This is a genomic window from Maribacter sp. HS, assembly GCF_048059195.1.
Taxonomy (GTDB): Bacteria; Bacteroidota; Bacteroidia; order Flavobacteriales; family Flavobacteriaceae; genus Maribacter; species Maribacter dokdonensis.
This window is the reverse complement of record NZ_JAYLVV010000003.1, coordinates 313,204-331,279: the sequence shown is the minus strand read 5'-3', so window position 1 is coordinate 331,279 and position 18,076 is coordinate 313,204. Positions and strand designations below refer to the sequence as shown.

At 36.5% G+C, this 18,076-nt stretch carries 13 protein-coding genes; 10 read left to right on the top strand and 3 right to left on the bottom strand.

Annotated features, from left to right (window positions below):
• Window positions 1-54: 54 nt before the first annotated feature.
• Window positions 55-2,883, bottom strand: coding sequence for a TonB-dependent receptor domain-containing protein (locus VBZ51_RS06495; RefSeq protein ID WP_416576421.1), 2,829 nt, complete (start codon window positions 2,881-2,883; stop codon window positions 55-57).
• A gap of 184 nt (window positions 2,884-3,067) precedes the next feature.
• On the opposite strand from VBZ51_RS06495, the gene VBZ51_RS06490 reads away from it, so the two are divergent.
• The 5 genes from VBZ51_RS06490 to VBZ51_RS06470 all read left to right on the top strand — a co-directional run bounded on the left by VBZ51_RS06490 (window position 3,068) and on the right by VBZ51_RS06470 (window position 6,535).
• Window positions 3,068-3,754, top strand: coding sequence for a response regulator transcription factor (locus tag VBZ51_RS06490; RefSeq protein WP_058104945.1), 687 nt, complete (start codon window positions 3,068-3,070; stop codon window positions 3,752-3,754).
• A 132-nt stretch (window positions 3,755-3,886) separates the two neighbouring features.
• A complete protein-coding gene (locus tag VBZ51_RS06485; RefSeq protein WP_394332431.1) occupies window positions 3,887-4,825 on the top strand; it encodes a sensor histidine kinase in 939 nt (312 codons plus the stop codon).
• 52 nt (window positions 4,826-4,877) lie between these two features.
• Window positions 4,878-5,546, top strand: a complete 669-nt coding sequence (gene trmB / locus VBZ51_RS06480; protein ID WP_210708290.1) for a tRNA (guanosine(46)-N7)-methyltransferase TrmB — start codon at window positions 4,878-4,880, stop codon at window positions 5,544-5,546.
• 4 nt (window positions 5,547-5,550) lie between these two features.
• Window positions 5,551-6,177: a LysE family transporter gene (locus VBZ51_RS06475; protein ID WP_099190987.1), complete on the top strand. Its 627-nt coding sequence runs from the start codon at window positions 5,551-5,553 to the stop codon at window positions 6,175-6,177.
• A gap of 13 nt (window positions 6,178-6,190) precedes the next feature.
• Window positions 6,191-6,535, top strand: a complete 345-nt coding sequence (locus tag VBZ51_RS06470; RefSeq protein WP_074670228.1) for an MGMT family protein — start codon at window positions 6,191-6,193, stop codon at window positions 6,533-6,535.
• 2 nt (window positions 6,536-6,537) lie between these two features.
• Here the strand turns inward: VBZ51_RS06470 and VBZ51_RS06465 are convergent, their stop codons facing one another.
• Window positions 6,538-7,884: a sensor histidine kinase gene (locus VBZ51_RS06465; protein ID WP_074670227.1), complete on the bottom strand. Its 1,347-nt coding sequence runs from the start codon at window positions 7,882-7,884 to the stop codon at window positions 6,538-6,540.
• Entirely contained in the window at window positions 7,884-9,248 is a 1,365-nt protein-coding gene (locus VBZ51_RS06460) for a sigma-54-dependent transcriptional regulator (protein ID WP_058104951.1), read from the bottom strand. Before VBZ51_RS06460 ends, VBZ51_RS06465 begins: the two co-directional genes overlap by 1 nt.
• A gap of 202 nt (window positions 9,249-9,450) precedes the next feature.
• Between VBZ51_RS06460 and VBZ51_RS06455 the strand changes: the two genes are divergently transcribed.
• The 5 genes from VBZ51_RS06455 (at window position 9,451) to VBZ51_RS06435 (ending at window position 18,012) form a co-directional block, all read left to right on the top strand.
• Window positions 9,451-10,803 carry a TolC family protein gene (locus tag VBZ51_RS06455; RefSeq protein ID WP_416576420.1) on the top strand — a complete coding sequence of 451 codons (1,353 nt, stop codon included), beginning with the start codon at window positions 9,451-9,453 and terminating at the stop codon, window positions 10,801-10,803.
• Between the two features lie 52 nt (window positions 10,804-10,855).
• Complete coding sequence (locus tag VBZ51_RS06450; protein ID WP_058105135.1) at window positions 10,856-12,106, top strand: efflux RND transporter periplasmic adaptor subunit; 1,251 nt, start codon at window positions 10,856-10,858, stop codon at window positions 12,104-12,106.
• A 147-nt stretch (window positions 12,107-12,253) separates the two neighbouring features.
• On the top strand, window positions 12,254-12,949 hold the full coding sequence (locus VBZ51_RS06445; protein WP_058104953.1) for an ABC transporter ATP-binding protein: 696 nt from the start codon (window positions 12,254-12,256) through the stop codon (window positions 12,947-12,949).
• Between the two features lie 147 nt (window positions 12,950-13,096).
• The gene (locus VBZ51_RS06440) at window positions 13,097-15,514 is read left to right on the top strand and encodes an ABC transporter permease (protein ID WP_416576419.1); all 2,418 of its coding nucleotides are present in this window, start codon (window positions 13,097-13,099) and stop codon (window positions 15,512-15,514) included.
• Window positions 15,515-15,537: 23 nt separating this feature from the next.
• Window positions 15,538-18,012: an ABC transporter permease gene (locus VBZ51_RS06435; protein WP_416576418.1), complete on the top strand. Its 2,475-nt coding sequence runs from the start codon at window positions 15,538-15,540 to the stop codon at window positions 18,010-18,012.
• The last annotated feature ends 64 nt before the right edge of the window (window positions 18,013-18,076 follow it).

Here is an 18,076-nt window from a genome sequence, read left to right as displayed (position 1 = left end):
AATAAACATTTTAAATAATTAAAATTAAAGATTAGTGATTATTGAGTGATCTAATTAAAATTTGTAATTAAGACCTAAGCTAATACCCATACCTGTTGAATATGAGCTTACGGTTTGTTCAGTTTCAATATTTGTTACCGGGCTTTTAATTAACTGAGTTTGTTTAATTTCAGGATTTAATAAATTTTTTCCCGTAAGACTTACTTTTATGTGCTCTCCGAATTCTTTGCTTATTTGAGCGTTCAACACAACGAAGCCATTTTCAATAATAGCATCGTCATAAAAAATATCTCTGTTAGTTTGGTCGGTTGGTACGCCTAAAGAGTAGATTTTATCGGAAGCGTAATTGGCATTTAAAGATGCAGCAAATGGGTTGTCACCGGCAGTATCAAAATTCAAACTTGTGTTAAAAATCCAGTCTGAAGCACCTTGTAAATCGGTTTCGGTAATTCCTTTATATTGAAAGCTTCGAAGTAAGTTGCCGTTTTCATTATAGATTTCTTTTAAGTCTTGTTGGTGCCACATACGGGTTACATTTAATGCCATATTTAAATTGTAACCAGATTCAGAACCATTGTCGTCGTCGTATGTAGGTGTAACTAAATCTATTTTGGTTTCTGCTTCAAGACCGAAAATTTCAGCTTTTTCGCCTGAATTGAAGTAAGAGAATATTCCTGCGGAACCTCTTTCTCTTACTCTGTTGATCGGGTCAGATATATCTTTGTAGAACGCGGCGACAGAAACTAATTGACCTGCAGATGGAAAATACTCCCACTTTAAGTCCATATTAATGTCTTTTGAAGCAATCAAATCTGGGTTACCACGACTTATTTGTCCTGTTGGAGATACATAACTGAAAGGTGCAATTTCCTTAAATTCCGGAAGTGTAATAGTACGGCTAACCGCTAAACGTAACGCATGCAGTTCGTTAATGGTGTATTTAATATTTAGGCTTGGGTAGAAATTGCTGTAATCTTGGTTACTTTCTCCTGTTCTAGGTGATAGGTTACCTATATCATATGCAACTTCAATTTCATCTCTCTGAAATCTAAGACCGGCGTCAAAGTTCCATTTATCAAGACCTACATTAAAAGAAAAGAATGCAGCCTTAGAATCTAGTGTACCTAGATAGATATCTTTTCTTTCGCCATTTGCATTTGAACCTAAAAGATTAATTTCTAACAGACCGACGTCAAAGTAAGATTGACGGAATATAGCACCAAGATTATCTATAGATATTGGGTTTACTGCGTTGGTACTTACTTCTTCTACACCAACAAATTCCGAACTAAAATCACGCTCTTTGTTTCTATAGGAAATACCAAAGTTTAATTTAAAGTTCTTGGTGTCTTCGTCAATAATTTTTAGTTCGTCTTTTAAAAAGGCACTAAATTCTTTGTCATCGATTTCTTGGCTAGACTTACGTTGTTGAAAACCACCATTTCTACCTAATTGAACAAGTGTACCGTCTGGGTCAAAGTTTACTTCGTTTCTAATTCTATTTGGTTCATTGGCATTTAGTAAATTATATCCTGCAGCCCATTGCAATGTGTTTTTTTCGCCTATTTGGTGTCTACCTATTAGCTGGGTTACCAATAGTCTGGTTTGTTTTGTATTCTGATCTCTAATAAATTGGAAAAGACCTTCGCTAGGACTAGTTTCTTCAAAGATTGTTGCTTCCCCGTTACGTCCGCCTTCAAAAACATTCTCATCCAATTTGTTTACAAAAAAGGTACTGGATTTAATTTTATGTTTGGCATTGGCCAAGTAAGTAAGGTCAAGTAATGCCGTGTTGACAATTTTCTTTTGGTAAGTTGTAGCATCGGTAATGGTGTCGTCAATAAAATTAGACCTGAATTGTCTGAACAAACCTTCTCTATGCTCAAAAGACCTTGAGTGTGAAGCTGTAAAGAAAACGGCAAGTTTATCTGCAATTTTTTTACCTGCTGCAATGGACATGGAATAATCTATAGGGTTTTCCTGTCTTAAAGTGTTCCATCCTTGATTGGTGATCAGCTGTTGCGTAGATAGGTTTTGGTCGTAGAACCCAAAAGTAGTATTCTTGCTATTCTGCGATATTTTAAAGTTGTCATACACGCCGCTTTTCACAACATTTGAATTTACTCCTCCGGAAACTCCGATAGCAAGTTCACTTGAACCTGCTAATTCTCTAGAAGTAATGTTTACATTACCAGAGGCTTGATCGGCAGATCCTTCAACACCGTAAGTTTTACTGATACTTACATTTTGTAGAACACGTGTAGGAAACAAAGAAAGGTTGATGTTCTTTTTATCAATATCATCAGATGGTACGGGAAGTCCGTTTAAAGTTGAGGATAAATATCTATCGCCCAAACCTCGTACAAATACATCTCCAGAAGCTTCACTACTAGAAACCCCTGATATTTTTGTAGTTGCTGTTGCTGCATCTGATACCCCAATTTTAGCAAGCTCTACGGCACCTATGCTCTCTTTAATTTCAATAGCTTTTTTCTGATCCAAAAGAAGAGCTGTTTCAGAATCTTTTCGCGCTACAGTTGTCACTGTTACTTCATCAAGTGATACACCTTGCGATGCACTTAAAGGGACATCAATTGTAGTAACCTTTCCTGCTATAATTTCTACATTAGGAATTTCAACCGTCTCGTAACCTAAATAACTAAATGTTACAGTATAAGTCCCAGGCTCAATAGCCGATATCTCGTATAAGCCGTCAAAATCTGAAGTGGTACCCTTTGTGGTGCCTTTTAATAATACGTTTGCAAATGGTAATGGCTCGTTGTTCAATTCTTTGTCAGTAAGTGTTCCGACAATGCTTCCCGTGTCTTGAGCATTTGAAATAATAGTGACAATAAGGAATGCAAAAATTAGTAATTTGTTCATTATATATATTGATTCTTTAATCAGCGGCAAAGAAAGAGAGAGGTTGTAATCTTCGGGTTAGATCCATGTTAAACATTTATTTTGTTAATGTTATCTAAATGTTACTACATTAAATGAATGTTAACTACCTTATCAGTAATAGTATTATCTTTACTTTTGAGCGAATCAATCCATTTTAAAAACCATGAAAAAGAAGGATATTAGGATACTTTTAGTTGACGATGAACCAGACATCCTAGAGATTATAGGTTATAATCTATCCGCAGAAGGATACGACGTTTATACTGCTAAGAACGGTACGGACGGTGTTGCGAAGGCTAAGAAAAAACTGCCACATCTTATTATGTTAGATGTAATGATGCCAGAGATGGACGGTATAGAGGCCTGTGAAATCTTAAGAAGAACACCGGGTATGGAAAGTACCATAATAACCTTTTTGACCGCTAGGGGAGAAGATTATTCTCAAGTAGCCGGTTTTGATGCCGGGGCAGATGATTACATTACCAAACCTATTAAGCCCAAAGTTTTGGTAAGTAAGGTAAACGCACTTCTTCGAAGAATTAAAAATGAGGAGAACGTTCAAGAAGATATTACCAAGGTAGGTGATATTGTCATTAATAGGGAAGAATATAAGATCATTAAAAAAGGTAAAGAGATTATTTTGCCAAGAAAAGAATTTGAATTGTTGGCCTTGTTAACGTCTAAACCTAGTAAAGTGTTTAAAAGAGAAGTCATTCTTGATAAAGTTTGGGGTAATGAAGTGGTTGTTGGTGGTAGAACAATAGACGTACACATTAGAAAACTCCGTGAGAAAATAGGTGAAGACCATTTTAAAACCGTAAAGGGAGTAGGATATAAGTTTGTACTCTAAATGGCAGCGCCTTTACGTTCAAAAAAATCATATCGCTTTGCATTTCGATCATCGCTCTATATTGTAATAATCGGCATTTCTGTATTGGCCGTATTACAATGGAGATTTAGTACCATAAACTGGGGTATTTTGATGTTTGCGGCACTGTTTTTCTTTGTTATCTCCTTTATAACATTGCAGTTAAGGATAGAAAAATTCATTTATAAACGTATTAAGAAAATATACGATGATGTTGAATTGTTAGAGTCCAGTACCATACCCTCGTATCCTGTAACAACGGATATGAGAACCCTAACCGCAGAAATAGAAAAGTTTGCCAAGGACAAAAGAATTGAAATTGATACCTTAAAGATTCGTGAAGAATACCGTAAAGATTTTTTGGGCAATGTTTCCCACGAGCTAAAAACACCATTATTTACGGTGCAAGGTTATATAGAGACCTTGTTAGATGGTGCCATTGATGATAAGAACGTACGCAAGAAATATTTAATACGGGCAAATAAAGCAGTAGATCGTTTAATTTATATCGTAAAAGATCTAGACCTTATTACAAAGTTAGAAGTAGGGGATCTTAATCTTGAAAAACGTTCTTTTGATATTATAGATTTAATACAGAGTGTTTTTGATCTATTGGAAATGAAAGCGGCAAAGAAGAACATCACCCTTACTTTTGATATGGAATATATTGATCCCATATTTGTCTTTGCCGATAAAGAAAAGATTCAACAGGTTCTTACCAATTTGTTGGTAAATTCCATTAAATACGGCAACTTTAACGGTACTACAGAAGTGAGCGTAGAAAATCTTGTCAAGAACAAGGTTATTGTAAGGGTGACCGATAATGGAGAAGGTATACCGGCAGTACATATACCAAGACTTTTTGAACGTTTTTACAGGGTAGATCAAAGTGGTAGCCGTCGTGAAGGCGGTTCTGGCTTAGGGCTTGCCATAGTAAAACATGTTATAGAGGCACATGGCGAAAAAATCTACGTAGAAAGTGCCGTAGAGGTAGGATCTGAGTTTTCTTTTACATTAGAGAAAAGTATAGTTCAAATAGAGGAAGTACAATAATCGCTAACCCTTGCTTTTTTCTTAGATTTGCCCCAGTTTAGATGTAATCATTGTGGGAAGTAAGAATAAGTTAAAAAGATTTCAGGAAAACGAGACGTTTTCAAATGTAATTCAGCCAACCAGAGAAGAGGTGGTAGGTGGTTTTCCATTAAAGGGAAAATGGAATACACACTTTAAAAATGACAATCCTATTGTTTTGGAATTGGGTTGTGGTAAGGGTGAGTATACCGTTGGCTTGGCAAAGAAATTTCCAAACAAGAATTTTATTGGTATAGATATCAAAGGTGCCCGTTTTTGGAAAGGAGCCAAAGAAGCTATTGAAGGTGATCTACCCAATGTTTGCTTTATACGAACACAAATAGAACTGATCGATCATATTTTTGGTGCGGCCGAAGTTTCTGAAATTTGGATTACCTTCCCTGATCCGCAAATAAAATATAAGCGTACAAAGCACCGTATGACCAATGCTACATTTTTGGAGCGCTATAAACAAGTTTTAAAACCAGAAGGAACGGTTAATTTAAAGACAGATAGCGAGTTTATGCACGGGTATACTTTGGGCTTATTGCATGGTCTTGGTTTAGAGGTACTGTATGCTAACCATGATGTATACAAAAATGAAGGCAGTCCTAAAGAGGTGTTAGAAATACAGACTTTCTATGAAAATCAGTATCTTGAAAAGGGAAAGCCTATAACCTTTATTAGGTTCAGGGTAAACTAAATCAATGCAACAACTACCAACCTTGTTTGTTTTTACTTTTGGTGCAGCTTTTATTGCATCATTGCCACCAGGTCTGCTCAACTTAAATGCAGCCAAGACCAGTGTGGAGAAAGGTAAGGCAAATGGTATTATTTTTGGATTGGGAGTAGCACTGGCCGTAATGCTACAGACCTATATTGCTGTACGTATCGCCAAACTAATATCAAGAAATCAACATGTTATAGAGGTGTTGCTACAATTGGCATTGGGCATCTTTTTTATATTGGCGATCGTGTTTTTTATCAAAGGGAGAAATCAGAAAAGTAAACCTTTAATGTTGGTGGAGACCAAAAAACGAAACAGTTTTTCAAAAGGGGTGTTCTTGGCGCTCATTAACCTACTGGCCATACCTTATTACAGCGGACTTAATACTGTGTTTCACTCTCAGGGTATTATGACCTATGAAATTATAGATGAGGTACTATTTATATTGGCAACGGGTAGTGGTACCTTTTTGGCAATGTATTTATATGTTATTTATTTCAATAGATGGGAGCATAGAGCGGCTTCATTCTCTAAGAACAGTAATTATATTTTAAGCGGATTAATGGTATTGCTATTTATCATTACTGCTTTTCGATTATTTAATTAAACGATAGGATGCCATGAAACCTGAAAATGAGAATTTCTTTGAAAGAGTATATCAGGTGGCACGGTTAATTCCTGAAGGTAGGGTAACTTCCTATGGTGCTATTGCCAAATATTTGGGTGCGGCACGTAGTGCAAGAATGGTAGGTTGGGCAATGAACGCATCTCACACTATGGATGATATACCTGCACATAGGGTCGTCAATAAGGCTGGGATATTAACCGGAAAACACCATTTTGACGGTTCCAACCTTATGCAGCAATTGTTAGAGGCAGAAGGTGTTCAAATTAAAGATCTGCAAATAGTGGATTTGGATAAACATTTCTGGGATCCGTTTACTGAGCTTAAAGCGGAATTATAATGCTATTGAAAGGTTAACGTAAACGTCGTTGTTTCATTTGATGTTACGCGTATTGATCCCCCATGTAAACGCATAATCTGTTTGCTTAAACTAAGCCCTATTCCGGTACCAGTACTTTTGGTCGTAAAAAATGGAACAAAAACCTCATCTAACATTTCAGGAGAAATACCAGGACCATTATCCGTTACGGTAATATATTTCTTGCCTTGTGGAGATTCACCTGCCGTGATCACTATTTTTCCTTCTTCTTGACCTTCTAACGCTTGTTGTGCATTTTTTCCCAGATTTAGGAGTATTTGGGTAAGTTGTTTTTCATCAATATACAGTTCTAGATCTTCAGGTTCTGCGATTACCTCAAGAGTGATGTCGTGTGCATTGGTATATTCTTGTAGTAGGAGGCGTACTTTTTCTAAAATTTTGGTCGCTGGTATTAGCTCCCTGTCAGGTTCAGGTACACTTAAAAAAGTACGGTAAGACTGTACAAAACTCATAAGGTCATTGCCCTGTTCTTTAATGACCTCAAGACCTTTGGCGGAATTCTTTATTTGTAGTTCTCCAAATTCTTCTGGGGTAGTCAGTTCATTTCCTTTCTTAAAGTATTTTAAAATAGATTCAGAAATAGAGGTTATTGGTGTAATGGTATTCATGATTTCATGCGTAAGTACACGTATAAGCTTTGCCCAGGAATCTGTTTCTCTGTCATCCAATTCTTTTTGTATATCATGAACGACGACTAATAGTAGTTGCTGTCCTTCAATGGAAATTGGGGTGCATTTTAACGTTAGCTCTTTTTTTCCTCGTTCATTGCCAAGTGAGTGTATGGTACTTTCAAACGGTTGTAGATTTTCAAACAAGCCATAAAGACCAGGATCTATTTGCTTTAATTGTTTTACATGGTTTAAAGGTCTGTAATTGAGCAAATCTTGCACGGTAGGGTTGGCGTAGAGAATGTGTCCTTTATCATTTACCGTAAATATGCCAATATCCGCTTGTCGTAAAATCTCTTGGTAGTATTGTTCTTGCGCCTGTTTTTTAAGGTGAATATCTTGAATCATATTGTTTAACATATTCAAACTATGGTTCAATTCTTCAATAGACTTTACGCTTAGTTTTTCGGGAAAGCGTAGGGTAAAATCCTCATTTTTTATAGCATCAAAAAAATAGGCTATTTTTCTATTCGTCTGGTTTACGTAATGTATAAGAGCGTATACCAATCCTATAAATACAACGGTTAAAATAACACCGAGTAAATACTGTTCTTTAGAAAAAAGAAAAGCGGTACAAAGTGCACAAATAGCAATGAGAACAATGCGAAATACAAGTTGGTAGTATATGCTTTTGCTGACCATTATTTCCCTGATTTTTTAAGTTTATTGTAAAGTGTTTGTCTGGAAATACCCAATTGGTCCGCTGCGGCACTGTAATTGCCGTCATTGTCGTTAAGGGCTTTGGTTATCATCAACAATTCCATTTCTTCAAGGGTTTTTGGTCCGGCTTCCATGGCAACGGCTGGTTTTGCGTCCAATAAAAAATCAGTTGGTTTTAGTACATTTCCTTCAGATAAGATTACGGCACGTTCCATAGTATGTAGAAGTTCTCTTACGTTTCCTGGCCATGGGTAGGTTATTAGTTTTTCTTGTGCAGTTTGGTTTATTTTTAAACTTGGTTTACCATATTTGTGGGCATATTTTTTCAGAAAATAATCTGCCAAAACCAAAACGTCATTATCACGATCGCGCAATGCAGGCACCTGTACTTGAATGGTATTTATTCTATATAACAGATCTTCTCTAAAAAGTCCGTCTGCCACCATTTGTTCTAAATTACAATTGGTTGCACATACCAATCTTATATCTACAGGTATGGGTTTGTTTGATCCTACCCGTACCACTACTCTGTTTTGTATGACCGATAATAATTTGGCTTGCATCTGCAAAGAAAGATTCCCTATTTCATCTAAGAACAAAGTACCTCCATTGGCAGCTTCAAACTTACCGGCACGGTCATCTTTGGCATCTGTAAAGGAGCCTTTTACGTGGCCAAAAAGTTCGCTCTCAAATAAATTTTCAGAAATAGAACCCATATCCACCGAAATAAAAACCTCATTATTTCGGGCAGATGATTTATGAAGTTCTCTGGCTATAAGTTCCTTTCCAGTACCGTTCTCCCCGGTTACTAGAATATTTACATCGGTTTTGGCAACTTTCTGCACAAGGCTCAGTACACTATTAAGTGCTTTTGAATTACCTATGATGTAATTGGAATTCTGATTAATAACCTGTTTTAGGTTACTCTCTTTCTGTTTTAAGTGCTGTACTTCTTTCTGTGATTTTCTAAGCTCGTAGGCAGATTTAACCGTAGTTAAAAGTCGTTCGTTATTCCAAGGTTTCAATACAAAATCTGTTGCCCCTTCTTTAATGGCTTCTACTGCAAGCTCAACGGCACCATATGCCGTCATCATAATAACCGATATGTGCGGAGCCTTCTTCTTAATTTCTCGCAGCCAATACAATCCTTCGTTACCGGTATTCACTCCGGCAGAAAAATTCATATCCAATAATATGATATCTATTTCCTTAAGGTTGGGAAAAGATGAAAGTAAATTAGGGTTAGAAATGGTTTGTACACTTTTATATTCAAACTGTAATAGTATTTCTAATGCGCTGAGCACGCTTTTGGTATCATCTATTACAAGAATCTTGGCATCGATCATGTTTACATTCTTTTTAACTCATTTAAATCTACACATAGAAGTTTGTATTTTCATATTACTGTAAAAAATTTTGACAATATCTGTACAACATTTTTACACTGATAAAATATTGTCAAATTTTATTACAAGTTAAATGCTTGTAAATCAATAATTTAAAATTATGGCACGCATATAGTATAGAGAATGGCATACCAATAAAGAAATGAACAAAAAATTTAAAATAACGACACTTTTACTGCTGACCATTTGGGCATCTGTATTTGCTCAAGAAAGTTGGACATTAGATGAATGTGTTTCATATGCCTTAGCGCATAATTTACAGTTGAATGATTTTAAGTATACCAATCAATCTAATAAAGAAACCTATAGACAATCAGTTCGTAACTTGTTGCCATCGGTAAATGCATCATCTAGTTATCTTGTTAATTATGGTAGGGCAGAAGATCCTAATACGGGAACATTTGTAAATCAGGATTTCTACTCTAATAATTATTCATTGGAGTCCTCCATTGATTTGTTTCAGGGATTTCAAAAAATAAATGCCATTAAAGCATCTAAATTGTTGTTTAAAGCAACCAAAGAAGATGTATTGCAACAAAAATATTTACTGGCATTTAGGGTAATGCAAGCGTTTTATGATATTCAGTTTTTTGAAGGATTGGTAGAAATCTCAAAAGAACAGTTAACGGTTTCGCAAACCAATTACAACTTGGTAGAAAAGCAGGTAGAATTAGGCTTAAAAGCCGGTGCCGATCTTTATGAGGCAGAGTCGTTACTATTGACCGATAAATTGAACGTAACACAAAGTGCCAATCAACTGGCGACGGCAAAATTAACCTTGATCCAAGAAATGAACTTGGAGAATACCTCTGAAATTGAAATTACAAATGAATTGCCGCAAGTGGTAACAGATGCAATGGTTAACGAAATTAAATCTGATTCTGTTTACACCGAAGCTCGCGAGTTTTTACCATTGATAAAAGCACAGGAATTAAGAGCTAAAGCAGCAAGAAAACAGGTTGCGGTCTCCAGAGGAAGATTTTATCCGTCACTTTCTTTCTTTGCAGGAATTGGTACTGGGTATTTTGAAACTACGAGAGACACGCTTGGCAAAACCTTACCGTTTAGGCAACAATTTAGGGACAATACTTCGCAGTATATTGGAGTGAATTTAAGTGTGCCCATTAGTAACGGTTGGTCTGCACGATCACAGGTGAAGCAATCTAAAATAGAAAAGCTTCGTGCAGAGAATAATTTAAAGACACAAGAGCAAGAGTTGTTTCAAACCATTCAGCAATTAGTGCAAGATTATAATTCATTATTGGTAGAATTGGTGCAGAGCAACCAAAAAATGGAGGCGCAGAATTTAGCCTTTACCATTGCTCAAAAAAGATATGAAAAAGGACTGATAAATGCTTTAGAGCTTTTTACCGCCAAAAATTTATATGCTAGTGCACAAAATGAGAATTTACAGGTAAAATTACGTTCAGAGATCAATAAAAGCACATTGGACTTTTACCGAGGACTACCAGTATTTAATATTGAAGCCAACTAAATTTTTATTTGGAACGAACAAACGAATAACGAAGAACGAACAAACGATTACCATGGATATAAAATTAGAAAAGAAAAAAGGATTAAAACCAAAACACTACGGTTACATTGCTCTGGGTGTATTGCTACTATTTGTAGGTTACCAACTGTTATTTGCCAGTTCGGTATCCACATTTAGAACCGAGAAAGATAAACTTTCGGTTGCTGAGGTGTCTGCAGGAAAATTCGATGATTATATTACCATTAACGGTAACGTTGCACCTATTGCAACTATTTATATGGATGCCTATGAAGGTGGTCGTGTAAGCGAAAAGTTAATAGAAGAAGGTGCTATGGTCAAAAAAGGCGATATCATCTTAAAGCTGGAAAACATGAATCTGTACGAACAGATTTTGGCGAGTGAAAGTAACCTGGCATTAAAGCAAAACGATTTAAGATCCACAAAATTGAATTTCGATTCTAGACAAGTAGAAGGTAGAAAGTCATTGGCAACGGCAAGTACAGATCTGCAGCGGTTAAAGAGAAATTACGAGCAGAACAAAGCGTTGTTCGATGAGGAATTAATATCTAGGGAAGCCTATCAATTATCAAAAGAAAACTATGAACTGTCTCAAAAGCAGCATGAAATTGTAAAGCTACAGACCGAGCAGGATGATGAGTTACGCGAAACTTCACTAAGGGGCCTGGATACAGATTTGGCACGTATGCAAAAAACATTGGGTATGGTGTACCAAAGGCTGGACCATTTAAATGTTCGTGCTCCTGCAGATGGTCAATTAGGATTTTTAGATGCTGAAATTGGTCAGAGTATTGCCCAAGGGCAGCGTATAGGGCAAATCAACGTATTAACAGATTATAAAATAGAGGCAGATATAGACGAGCATTATATTGATCGTGTAAAAAGAGACCTTACTGCGGTTTTAGAGCGTAATGGCGCAGAATTTCCATTACGATTAAGAAAAGTATATCCAGAAGTTAGAAATGGTAGGTTCAAGGTGGATTTGGTATTTACGGATAATAAGCCAGAAACCATACGTTCAGGACAGAGCTACAATATTAAATTACAATTGGGAGAATCTAATGATGCGCTTTTATTACCAAAAGGAAGCTTTTTTCAGAGTACCGGCGGTCAATGGATATTTGTACTAAATCCAGATGGCGGAGAAGCCATAAAAAGAAATATAAGAATAGGAAAACAGAATTCTAGATACTATGAAGTATTGGAAGGCTTGGAACCAGGGGAAAAAGTAATAACTAGTAACTACGATAACTTCGGGGAAGCGGAAAGAATTGTACTAAAATAGCTTCGGCTCCGCTCAGCTACCTTAAGTGTTTGGTTTCGAACCCTGAGCGTAGTCGAAGGGTAGAAAGTAGGAAAGAATTGTCTTAAAATAAAAACTGTCACATTTGGGGAAACTCAATATCATTATAACAATCAAAAAGAAAGAAACATGATAACCATTACAAACCTAAAAAAGAGTTTTAGAACAGAAGAAGTAGAAACCTTGGCATTGAACAGTGTCAACCTAAAAGTAGAAGATGGCGAGTTTGTTGCCATTATGGGACCATCTGGTTGTGGTAAATCTACATTATTGAACATCATTGGTATGTTGGACAACCCAACGGAGGGTAGCTACAATTTTGCAGGTAATGAAGTGGGAGGCTTAAAAGAGAGCGAGCGTACTCAACTGCGTAAGGGTAATTTAGGTTTTGTATTTCAGAGCTTTAATTTAATAGATGAGCTTACCGTTTTTGAAAACGTAGAGCTGCCATTGATCTATTTGAAAATGGGAAAGGCAGAACGTAAGGAGAAAGTAATGAAAGTGCTGGAACGTATGAAAATAGCACATAGGGAAAAACATTTTCCCCAGCAATTATCAGGTGGTCAGCAGCAACGTGTGGCAATATCAAGAGCGGTGGTTACCAATCCGAAATTGATACTTGCCGATGAGCCAACGGGTAACTTGGATTCTAAAAACGGAATTGAGGTAATGAACTTGTTGACAGAATTAAACCAAGAAGGAACCACAATAGTAATGGTAACACACTCGGACAGAGACTCACACTACGCGCATAGAGTTGTAAATCTATTCGACGGTCAAATCGTAACTGAAAGTCAGAATAGGGCTATAGGTGCCATGATGTAAGGGAGTTTATTCATCAATCAATCATTAATTCTGTTCACTGAGCGGAGCCGAAGTGAAGATTACTAATCGACCAACAAACCAAACCAACCAAACTTATCCCTTAATCACGGATAATTATTTAATCATCAGTCAATAAAAACGAGAGCCATGTTCAGAAACCATCTTAAAATAGCCTGGAGAAGTATTAAGAAGGATACGCTATTTGCTACCATTAAAATTGGTGGCTTTGCTGTTGGTATAGCGGCTTGTCTTTTAATAGCCTTATTCATTCACAATGAAGTGGGTTATGATCAGCACTATACCAAAAAAGATCAGTTATATAGGGTAGTGTTAGAAGGCATGTACAAAGGTGAAGTCATGAAAAGCACTCACTTTCAATTACCCTTTGCAGAAGCCTTGCAAAATGATTTTCCAGAAATAAAAAAGGCAGGGAAAATAAATACAATTGAAATTTTTGGGGCAGGTAAACGCGGTATTCGCTTAGCTGGGGCAGCTCAAAATAACTTGGAAACCGGATTTGTGCTTGCGGATCAAGAAGCATTTGAACTTTTGGAGGTGAAGTTGCAACAAGGTAATCCTAAAACCGCATTGGCAAATCCAAAAAGTATTGTCATATCGGAATCCAAAGCGGCAAAGTATTTTAATGGGGATAAAATTTTGGGCGAAACCATCATTTTAGATAATGATGAGAGTACTCCGTATACGGTAACCGGGGTCATGGAAGATGCTCCAAAAAACTCACATCTAGCCTATGACTTTCTTCTACCTATAGAAGATACCAATGCAAACTGGACCAACCAGAATTACTTTACCTATGTGTTGGTAGATGACCGTACGAACGTGCAGGAATTGGAACAAAAAATGGTTTCTATTGTTGAAGACTATATTATACCTGCACAGCGCGAACGAGGGCGTGCTCCAGACTTTATTGAGGTGCTTAGAACCATGAAGTACAAACTACAGCCCATAACCGATATTCATCTGTATTCGGATATTAAAATGTCAGACGGACTTAAACACGGCGATATTCGTTTTGTTTGGCTTTTTGCCGCTGTAGCCGGTTTTGTGCTATTATTGGCGGTAATCAACTTTATTAATCTTTCTACCGCAAAGTCTGCCAATAGGGCTAAAGAAGTTGGCTTAAGAAAAACCATTGGTGCTTTTAAAAGCAATTTGATAACGCAATTTTTGACCGAATCTATGATGTTTAGTTTTGTGTCTTTTCTATTAGGCGTGTTATTGGCTTGGGCATTACTGCCAACATTTAACAACATGGCATCTAAAACTATAGAAATGCCTTGGTCTGCTTGGTGGTTTGTTCCGGTAATAATAGTTGCTGCTCTTTTGGTAGGTGCTTTGGCGGGCTTGTATCCGGCATTTTATTTATCGGCATTTAAACCGGTAAATGTTTTAAAGGGAAGTCTTAGTATTGGCAGTAAAAGTGGCAAATTAAGGAGCGGACTCGTTATTTTTCAATTTACCACATCGGTAGTACTGATCATTGCCACTTTGATTATTTACAAACAAATGGACTTTATTCTTCAAAAAGAATTGGGGTATGATAAGGAACAGGTTGTTGTTCTAGAAGGTACCGGAATCTTAGGGGAAAGTGCTGAAAATTTTAAAGAACAACTACTTCAATTGCCACAAGTGAAATCGGCTACCATTTCTAATTATTTGCCGGTAGATGGTGGTAGTAGAAACGGTAATACATTTAGAAGGGAAGATGAAGGAAATGAAGGTAGAGGTATACCTGCCCAAATCTGGAGAGTAGATTATGATTACATTAAAACGCTTGGTATTACGGTTAAAACAGGAAGAGATTTTTCTAAGCAATTTGCGTCTGATGCTTTGAACTCAATTATTATAAACGCCAATATGCAACGTGAATTGGGCTTGGAAAACGCTATTGGCAAAGAACTAAACAATAACGGTCAACAGTTTAAGGTCATAGGTGTAATAGATGATTTTCATTTTAAGTCCTTAAAAGAAGATATTTCTTCGCTATCGCTCGTAATCGGTAAAGATTTAGGGTCTATATCGCTAAAGTTGGAAAAAGGAAATGTGAATGAAGCCTTGACTTCAATTACTTCGGTTTGGGATAAAAATGTGCCCAGTCAGTCCATTAATTATAGTTTTTTAGATCAAGAGTTCAGCCATATGCATGATGATGTGGAACGTATGGGTAAAATATTCAACAGCTTTGCCCTGTTCGCCATTTTAGTTGCTTGTTTAGGTTTGTTTGCACTATCTGCCTTTATGGTAGAACAACGTAAAAAAGAGATCAGCATCCGCTTGGTTTTAGGGGCTCCGTTTAAAAGCATCTATAAATTGCTTACCGTAGATTTTATGAAACTGATTATAATTTCTATCGCCATTGCCATACCTGTAGGGTGGTATTTAATGAGCCGTTGGTTAGAGGATTTTGCCTACCACATCACTATTGGTTGGGGCATATTCTTTATCGCAGGATTCATTGCACTGACCATAGCTATTTTGACCATAAGCTATCAATCTATAGGCGCTGCGCTGATACAGCCTTTAAAAAGCTTGCGTAAAGAATAATTCATCATCAAAAAACAAAAATCATGTTCAAGATCTATTTAAAAATCGCCTTTAGAAATGCATTTAGATATAAGGGCAATAGTATCATTAATATAGCTGGACTTGCAATTGGTTTAACCTGTGTTATTTTGATAGCCCTTTTTATAAACGATGAATTAAGCTATGATCGTTTTTTTAATGATGCGGACCAAGTGTATAGGGTCAATTTAAATGGTAAAATGGGCGATGATGAGTTCTATGCGGGTTATACACCTCCGCCAGCAGGTGAGACTTTGGTTGCCAATTTTCCTGAAATTGAAAGTTATACTCGTATATACAGACCCGGGGTTGATGTTCTTGAATATTCCAATGGTTCTGAAAAACAAATTTTCAACGAAGAAAACGTATTTGCGGTAGATGCCAATTTTTTAGAGGTTTTAAGCTATCCTATGTTAAAGGGTGATCCCATAAAAAGTTTGCAAGAAGGGAACAGTGTAGTTATAACCAATAGTATTGCAGAGAAATATTTTGGAGATGCAGATCCGCTTGGTAAAATTCTTTTTTATGGAAAGGAAAGAATACCGTTGAAGGTTACGGGTGTTTTAGAAGATATGGACAATCTACAAACCTCTGTAGAATTTGATATACTAGTTCCTGTTTCAAATTTTTCAAATGTAAAACGATTTAATTGGAGTTGGGTATGGTTACAAATGGCTACTTATGTGAAATTGACTGAAAAAGCGGCGGCAAACCCAGAAGTGATTAATCATTTAGAATCACAGTTTCCAGAATTGATTAGGTTACATGCAGCAAATGCTTTTGACAGGATAGGGCAGCCGTATGAAGAGTTTTTGGAAAATGGGAACAAATGGGATTTACACTTGCAGGCACTAACCGATATTCATCTACATTCTAATGATATTGAATCTGCAATTACTGAACAGAACAGTGTTAAGAATTTATACATTTTTGCAATAATTGCGCTTTTTATTATAATACTGGCCTCGGTTAATTTTGTCAATTTAGCTACAGCGCAGGCCTCTAAGAGAAGTAAGGAAATTGGTATTAGAAAAGTGCTGGGTTCTCCCAGAATTCAACTTATAAAACAGTTTTTGGCGGAAGCCATTTTTTATACCGTAGTATCCACGTTTTTAGCTGTAGTGTTGGTATGGGTGTTTTTGCCGTTATTTAATCAGTTAGCTGGTAAAACCATTAATTTCAATTCTATATATGATAATGGTATTTGGTTATTTATTATTTGTCTTAGTTTATTTACCGCTCTTCTGGCGGGCATTTATCCAGCGTTTTATCTAACTTCTTTTAAAGCGGCAAATGTTTTAAAAGGGGTTTCTAAAGTAGCTAACAGTAAAGACGGTATTATTAGAAACGGATTAGTGATTTTTCAATTTACCGTTGCCATAATCATGATTATAGCAACTAGTGTTGTGTATCTGCAATTGAACTATACACAAAACCGTGATTTAGGTTATGATAAAGAAAACTTGCTTGTAATTCGTAATGCAGAAAAATTGGACGGTAGCGAAAAAACCTTTAGATCGGAACTAGAGGCGCTATCAGAAGTAAAAAATGCTGCCGTTTCTTCAGGTATGCTTACCAGAGGTAGTTTTGGTGATTTTTACTTTCCAGAAGCATCTAATTCTGACGAAAAGGTCGCTAAGGATATTATATTACAATCTTACCTGGTTGATGAACATTTTATGAAGACCCTAGATTTAAAGTTAATAAAAGGTAGAGCGTTTGATAATAACTTCAATGATTCGTTGTCAGTTGTGATCAATGAAGCAGCAGCAAAGCAAATAGGATGGGAAAACCCTATTGGAAGAATGATTCAGTATCCTGGCGGTAAAATGGAATCATACAAAGTGGTGGGAGTTTTAAAGGACTTTAATTTAGAATCGTTGCATAGTCATATTACACCATTCGCATTGTTTTCGAATACCTCAGGGAGTTATGAAACTGGCGTTTCCTACATCACTTTAAAGGTGAGTTCGGAAAATATTGGAAAATTGATGTCTTCTATAGAAAAAAAATGGAATGACTATCAACCAAATGTGCCTTTTGAATATTCTTTTTTGGATGATGATTTAAATACCGCATATATATCAGACCAAAGACAGGCAAATTTGTTTGGGGTGTTTTCTTTCTTGACCATATTTATTGCCTGTATGGGGTTGTTGGGGTTAATAGCGTTCATAGCCCAACAGAAAACAAAAGAAATTGGGATTAGGAAAGTTTTGGGTGCAAGCATTAGTGAAATTGTACAGATGCTTGCTCGCGATTTTGTGATGGTAATTGTAATAGCCATGTTGATAGCGACACCGGTTGCATGGTATTTTATGAATAAATGGCTGCAAGATTTCGCCTATAAAATAGAAATACCTTGGTGGGTGTTTATAGTATCCGGCGGAATGGCCCTGGTCATTGCCCTTTTTACTATGGGATTTCAAGCAGTGAAGGCAGCGGTTGCAAACCCCGCTCAGAGTTTGCGAACAGAGTAAAATACATCCCATATGTTCTCTTGAAAGAAAAGTGGGTACACTATAGAATTCATCAAATCTACTC